The organism is Rhodopirellula sp. UBA1907 (assembly GCF_002337565.1).
GTDB classification, from domain to species: domain Bacteria; phylum Planctomycetota; class Planctomycetia; order Pirellulales; family Pirellulaceae; genus Rhodopirellula; species Rhodopirellula europaea.
In genome coordinates, this window is record NZ_DDGH01000006.1 from 113,568 (window position 1) to 119,475 (window position 5,908).

6 protein-coding genes are annotated in these 5,908 nt (G+C 56.1%); 4 read left to right on the forward strand and 2 right to left on the reverse strand.

Features of this window, described 5'->3' with window-relative positions:
- On the forward strand, positions 1 to 463 hold a 463-nt coding region (locus B2R17_RS02340; RefSeq protein ID WP_286762681.1), incomplete at its 5' end, for a 2-phosphosulfolactate phosphatase.
- Positions 464 to 574: 111 nt separating this feature from the next.
- Positions 575 to 1,813, forward strand: a complete 1,239-nt coding sequence (locus tag B2R17_RS02345) for a formylglycine-generating enzyme family protein (RefSeq protein ID WP_339887542.1) — start codon at positions 575 to 577, stop codon at positions 1,811 to 1,813.
- 119 nt (positions 1,814 to 1,932) lie between these two features.
- Here the strand turns inward: B2R17_RS02345 and B2R17_RS02350 are convergent, their stop codons facing one another.
- Together B2R17_RS02350 and B2R17_RS02355 are read right to left on the reverse strand one after the other, a co-directional pair.
- Entirely contained in the window at positions 1,933 to 4,134 is a 2,202-nt protein-coding gene (locus B2R17_RS02350) for an acetylxylan esterase (RefSeq protein ID WP_286762683.1), read from the reverse strand.
- A gap of 57 nt (positions 4,135 to 4,191) precedes the next feature.
- Complete coding sequence (locus tag B2R17_RS02355; protein WP_286762684.1) at positions 4,192 to 4,770, reverse strand: hypothetical protein; 579 nt, start codon at positions 4,768 to 4,770, stop codon at positions 4,192 to 4,194.
- A gap of 124 nt (positions 4,771 to 4,894) precedes the next feature.
- Between B2R17_RS02355 and B2R17_RS02360 the strand changes: the two genes are divergently transcribed.
- A complete protein-coding gene (locus B2R17_RS02360) occupies positions 4,895 to 5,776 on the forward strand; it encodes a histone deacetylase (protein ID WP_339887601.1) in 882 nt (293 codons plus the stop codon).
- Between the two features lie 9 nt (positions 5,777 to 5,785).
- A partial coding sequence (locus B2R17_RS02365) for an ECF-type sigma factor (protein ID WP_286762713.1) occupies positions 5,786 to 5,908 on the forward strand: 123 nt, incomplete at its 3' end.

Consider the following 5,908-nt stretch of genomic DNA (forward strand, 5'->3'; position numbering starts at 1 on the left):
CGAAGAATGCGAGCAGATGTGGCTGGCCAGTTTCGCAAACTTGTCCGCCGTCATCGACCGCTTGGTGAAATGGAATGCCGCCAACCCCGATGAAGAGGGTTTTGCCAGAATCGTCTGCGCGGGAACCAATGGATGTGTGACCACGGAAGACGTGCTTTTGGCTGGGGCCATCATCGCAATGTGCCATCAACGGCTGGCAGATTCACCGCGTTTTTATGATGGTCCGATCGAGCTTTTGAACGATTCGGGCGCGATCGCACTCTCAGCGTGGCAGCACTGCATCACGCACGATGGCGTCAACAGTTCCGAAACACTCGCCGAACGGTTGAAACTGACCCAAGGAGGCAAAAACCTGATCGCCGCCAATTACGCTGGCGATTTGGTCGATTGCGGTAGCATTGATGTCTTCGAACTGGTTCCAACCAGGGATCAACGCTCCCCCGCCCGGTTCGTGGCGGGCTGATCCAAGACCACATTCGCCTCGAAAACGCATTCAGTTTGCTGGTTTCTTCGACTAAACTCAATCGTTGCGAAAACGACTTCCGATCCACTCACTTGTTCCATTTGTCACACTATGACGTTTGATTTGAAACGCTCTCTCCGCCCACTCGGCATCGCTGCCGTCTGCTCGATGGCAGCTGGGTCGATCCTTCCTTCCGGTACACCGAATTCGGTGCATGCCCAAGAAACCGCAGTCGAATCCAGCCAAGCGTCGACGGTTGGGATTTCAAGCGAAAAACCCGCCGAAGGACCATCGGTGGATTTGGGCGATGGTCGATTCATGGTTCCCTACACGGAAAAAATTCCGGGCACCGACATCACGTTCGAAATGATCCCGGTTCCCGGTGGCAAGTTCACGATGGGCAGCCCCGAGGACGAGGATCCACGCGCGGAAGACGAAGGCCCAACCGTTGAGATCAACGTCTCGCCGATGTGGGTCGCAAAGACCGAAACGACTTGGGCGATGTACAAGGAATACATGCGAATGTACGCCGTGTTCAAATCGTTCGAAGCCGAAGGCGTCCGCACCGTGGACGAATCGAACCAGGCCGACTCGATCACGGCACCGACCGAATTGTACGACCCCTCGTTCACTTACGAGTACGGCGAAGACCCAGAACAACCCGCCGTGACGATGACGCAGTACGCCGCCCAGCAATTCACCAAATGGTTGAGCCTGATCACGGACAACCAGTACCGTTTGCCAACCGAAGCTGAATGGGAATACGCCGCTCGCGGTGGAACCCAGACCGCTTACAGCTGGGGCGACAGCGCCGACGACATCGAAGAATACGCTTGGTACTTCGACAACTCATACGACGGCCCGGCTCACGTCGGAACCAAAAAGCCTAACCCGTTTGGTTTGCATGACATGCACGGCAATGCAGCCGAGTGGACCGTCAACGAGTATTCCGAAGAAGGCTACCAGTGGTTGAAGGAATCGCCCGTTGACAATGCAATCGACGCAGTTCGTTGGCCAGAAAATCCTTGGCCGTGCGTCGCCCGCGGTGGCAGCTGGGAAAGTGATCCACCGGAACTTCGCAGTGCCGCTCGACTGGCATCCGACGATGACGAATGGAAGAACGAAGATCCAAACTTCCCCAAAAGCCCTTGGTGGTTTACCGACGATCCTTCTCGTGGAGTTGGCTTCCGTTTGTTCCGTTCCTTGGAACCACTCGATCGCGAAGCTCTCAAGAACTTCTGGGAGCCAACCGCCCTCGAAACGGTAGACGATGTCGAGAGCCGTATCTCCGGCGGTCGCGGCGGATGGGGCTTGGTCGACAAAGACCTGCCCGAAGCCGCCAAAGAATGATTCGGTAGCAAAAGCAAATTGCCCGGCGTGAATCTCACGCCATGCAACATCAGGCCCGAGTTCGCTCGGGCCTTTTTCATGCGCTCAGTGATGCTCCATCTCCGAGCATCGGCTCAGCCTCAACGATTCACTTGCCACTGGACTTGGTCCGAGGCGTCACGTGCGTCGTAAATCGCTTTCGTCGTCGGCCACTGGTATTCTTTCGAGTCCTGAATCGTCAACGCATACGGCGCACGCCACGCGGCCAACGCATCCACGTCGCCGTACTTCACGATGCCGGGAACAAAGTGCTCGTCATCTTGATGAAGCAGGTCCGCGAAACGGAATCCGCTGACGTCAATCGTCGCATCAGCGAGGAAGGGGCCGGCGATGGCCGCCGCCGGCAAGACGTATGCTGCGGAACCTTTGGGTGCCACTAAGCTCACACCTCCCGGCGGGTTTTGGAAGGCGGAGACGACAGCCAAAACATCGCCGCATCGCGTGGCGGCCAACGGCCGGTTGTAACCGAAGGTGAACGCCGACGACGCACGCCGTGGTTGGGGATTCGTTCGCTGCTTGCCTTCGGGAGCGTCCGTCGGCATCGCGGCAATGTCGATCACAATGATTGTTTTTGACTTTTCTAGCTGAGCCGCAAATGCGTCCGACCATTCTGGAAAGTCCGTCGTCTCGTCGGTGGCCGAGTGCACCCAGAGTACCGTTCCATCGGAGGAGGCATCGCCTTCCGACTGCGAGACCCATTTTCGAATTGGGATCTCACGCCGGCGAGTCTCATCGGTCACGACTCCAGAGACCAACGTCGCTCCGGAATCATGCTCGACGGGATCCGAGTACGACACGGACACGCTGGAGGTCTCTGGCATCGGTAAATCAAATAGCGTTGCGAGAGCAGGGCGGATCATTTGATCAAAACCTTTTTCGGTCACCGACTGCCCAAGACAATCCTCCAGCAACTGCTGACTCTGGTCGTTCCACCAACCCAACAAGGATTGCTCGTGCTTCGGACCTCGCTGAGTTGGTGCCGGATGGTCGTCGTTCCAAACCGCACCCTCATCATCAGTGATCGCGGGAAAATCGGTTTCGACGATGGGAGTCTCCAATCCAAGATTCAGATGCTCGTTCATCCATCCATACATGATCCGGCGAGTCACATAGTTGTAATTGTGTTTGAATTGCACCAATGATTCACACAGCACGTGATCGGGTTGGTCCATCATCGAATACAGTTGTTTCAGTTCGGGATACCCATCCGACATCATCTCGATCGTCCAATCGTCCGCAGCCGTCATTCCCATCGGCTTGGGTGCCATCAACGCCGCCAATTCCACGTTGCCCGTGCCAATCCGAAGCAAGCATGCGTTCTCGCAGGCACATCCACCTTGCATCGATGTCGACACCATTCCATTGGGAAAGCTTGCCGCAATTCGCGGTTCCAGTGCATCCAAAAGAATCGTTTGAGTCCCGCCGCCACTGCCGCCAGTTACCGCCAAGCGATCCGGATCGACCTCATCCAGGGACGCCAGAAAATCGAAGGAACGCAACGCATTGTAAGTCTGCAGACCAAGAATCGACTGCAAGCGAGCTTCGGCCGGTGTACTGAAAAACAACTCCGGATCGGAACCAGCGGGAACGCTTTCCTCAGGCCGAGTCGCGTGTCGACGGTGAGCGAACTCGTAGCTGAGCTGCACGGAATCCGCGTACCCAACCATGTCGAAGATGAACGACACACATCCCATCCGAGCCAACGTCGCACATCGAGCCAGCTTGGGATGACTGCCCGACTCCATGTACATTTCGTCGCCGTTTTCAATCAGCTGCTTCATCTTGTCAGCATCGTTGCGCATCATCCGGCCACCGTGCCCGTGTGGGCAAAGAACACCAGGACGCTTTCCATCCGCGTTCAATCCGCGGGCGACGCTGTCTCCTGTCGGGCGAAACAACAATCCAGTCACGAAGTGCCCGGGCAGACTCTCGAAGTAAACCTTTTCGATTTGGAACCCATCGCGTTTCACCACGGAATGAATGGTCGCCTCAATCGGCGGCCGAGGCAGCATTGGATGTAGGCCGGTTGCCATCGCGACCCGCGTCCGCAGTTGTTCCGCCCGTAATCCCCATTGCTCGAGTGTTTCGGGAACGTCAAACGGAAAATGCCCATCGAGTGTCTTCAGCTCAGGCAATGCTTCGGAAGCGACTGGTGCATCTGCGATCGTTTCTTCCGCTCGCACGATCGCGACCGGCAGCAAAACGCAACCGACAAGCAGAGCAGCGAGCCCGCCTCGAAACGCCAGATGCAAAACGAGTTTCTTTGTCCGTAGAATTTTCATGTGGGATTCGTCGGTAGGAGGGATGCTGAACAGCGGAGGGAAATCAGTGCATTGAGTTTAGGCTTCCAAAGCCGACGCGATGCGATTTCGCATCCGTCCGACCGTCGGGAACATCGCCACCACGCCCAATAAGGCGACGAGGCCGCACAACAAATTGACTGGCGATCGAGTGAGAAACATCATCACGAAGTTGATCGCCGCGGTGCCTTCCATGACGGCCTGCCCGATCAACCGAGCCGTTTGATCGGTCTGGCAAAAACGACTCAGCGGCAAAGGCATGGGTTCCCGTTCAGGCCATTGTGCCCAAGTGCGAGCGGAAGCGACTGCTCCATCGGCGGATTTCAATTCCGTAGCAGCCGCCGATCGCAACATGGCAGGCACGAGAAACGCGACCATCACATTGGCCACCAATGCGACCACACCAACTAAAACGAAGATCGTTTGATCCTCTTCTGGTGGCTCGTTTCCGCCGATCATCCAGAGGATCACTCCCATGAACACACAACCCATCGTCAGTCCAAACGTGATCACCATTCCTTGAAACGCCCAACCGGCCAAGGTTGCGCCACTTGAATCGCTCGAATTGTCCAGGTCAGAATGCGGCATGTTCGGAGTGGAAGAAGGATCTGAATTCATTCGTCTTGTCGGGTGCGATAAGGTGTTGCAGTGGATCATGATGTCGAGGACACAACACCAAGTCTAACCCTCAGCCAACTCGCCTGCATTGCGTCTGTACTACACCGATCACTTTGACCTGCCGTTGCCTGACGGCCACAGGTTTCCGATTTCCAAGTACCATCTCTTGAGACAGCGGATCGTCGAATCCGATCATCATCGCGACGACGCACTGATCGTCCCTCAAGCGGCAACCGACGAGCAACTTCTTCATTGCCACACACCGGACTATGTCCAGCGGGTTCAGTCGGGAACTTTGACCAAGCAAGAAATCCGGCGCATCGGATTTCCATGGTCCGAGAAAATGGTGGAGCGTTCACGCCGAAGCACCGGTGCCACGATCTCAGCGGCACGGGCGGCCCTCGAGGAAGGAGTCTCCGCCAACCTCGCCGGTGGCACGCACCATGCGTTCGCCAGCGAAGGCGAAGGCTACTGCGTGTTCAACGATGCCGCGGTCGCGATCCGAACACTTCAGTCCGAGGGACAGATTCAGCGAGCCGCGATCATCGATTTGGACGTCCACCAAGGCAACGGGACCGCGTCAATCTTGAAAGATGTCCCTAGCGTTTTCACCTGTTCGGTTCACGGGGTCAAAAACTTTCCCCTGCGGAAAATGCCCAGCGACCTGGACGTCAGCCTTCCCGACGGAACGGGCGATGAAGACTATTGCGACGCATTGCGATCCGTCCTCGCGAAACTTGAAAAACATCAAAGTGATTCTGGTCGATTTGACTTGGTCATCTACCTCGCCGGTGCCGATCCTTTCAAGAACGACCGGTTGGGTCGACTGTCCCTGACAATGGAAGGATTGCGACAAAGAGACGAGATGGTGCTCCAGTGGTGTCGTCACAACGATTTGCCGGTGGCAATCGCCATGGCTGGGGGTTACTCTGTAGAAGTCAAAGAGATCGTTGACATTCACTCCCAAACCTTACATATCGCCAAAGTTTGGTCACTGTCCCGTTGAGCTTCGTTGATGTCGTCGATCACGCAAATCTTGCAAAGTAGTCAAAACGGTGACGCTGCCAAAACCGACCAGATGTTCTCGTTTTTATACGATGATTTGCGTCGCATGGCGGGCCGGTTCCTTCAATCTGAA

Coding starts and splice junctions, on each gene's coding strand:
- B2R17_RS02355 (WP_286762684.1), bottom strand. CDS start 4,770: ATGAATTCAGATCCTTCTTCCACTCCGAACATGCCGCATTCTGACCTG.
- B2R17_RS02345 (WP_339887542.1), top strand. CDS start 575: ATGACGTTTGATTTGAAACGCTCTCTCCGCCCACTCGGCATCGCTGCC.
- B2R17_RS02350 (WP_286762683.1), bottom strand. CDS start 4,134: ATGAAAATTCTACGGACAAAGAAACTCGTTTTGCATCTGGCGTTTCGA.